This window comes from Vibrio sp. 10N.222.49.C9, assembly GCF_041474985.1.
Taxonomy (GTDB): Bacteria; Pseudomonadota; Gammaproteobacteria; order Enterobacterales; family Vibrionaceae; genus Vibrio; species Vibrio crassostreae_C.
Genome location: NZ_JBFRVD010000287.1, coordinates 1 through 644 on the forward strand (window position 1 = coordinate 1; position 644 = coordinate 644).

1 pseudogene is annotated in these 644 nt (G+C 45.2%); it reads right to left on the reverse strand.

Features of this window, described 5'->3' with window-relative positions:
• Positions 1-616: pseudogene (locus tag AB4585_RS23170) on the reverse strand (hypothetical protein); the annotation flags it as partial.
• Positions 617-644 lie beyond the last annotated feature (28 nt).

Below are 644 nucleotides of genomic sequence, written 5' to 3' on the forward strand. Positions count from 1 at the left end.
GGTTAAGGTGAGATTCTTCTTTCTCTTGAAAACAGGCAGGATTGCGACATTTGCCACCCTCAAAGTCGTCAAACAGTGAGGTTTGAAAAGAGGAATTGCTATTGCAGTTTTGACAGTTCGCAGTGTTGAAAATAGCAGTTTCAAGATCACGCTCTACGATGGTAGTGATGTTCTTGCGAAGTGCGCTCACTGACCATTTTTCAGAGATTAGCACAGGGAGAACAGAGTCTTGGTTGCTCTCAGGTAGCGTAGACAGTTCATTGGCGTGACCCATAGAAAGGATAAAGCCGTTTTCCTGTTTTACGTTCAGTTGGTCTAGGACGCTTGGGGAGCAAAGTAGCAATTGTAGGTACTGTTTTAGTTTTTTCACGCTCCAACCGAGCGTAGCTGACACTGCTTGTAAGTCACCGTTAAATTCTGCGATCAAATCTTGAGCGGCTTTTGCTTCATCAATCGGGCTTAACTGCTCTCGGTCGATGTTTTCACTCGCCATTAGGAATTTTGCGTCAACATCACTCAGTACACGAACAACACATAGAACAGTCTTTAAGCCTAGTTCTAGTGCGATTTGTCTGCGACCGTAACCTGCTACTAGCTCATGTGAGCCGTCAGCCATGACACGAACTTGCAATGGTGTGTGCATA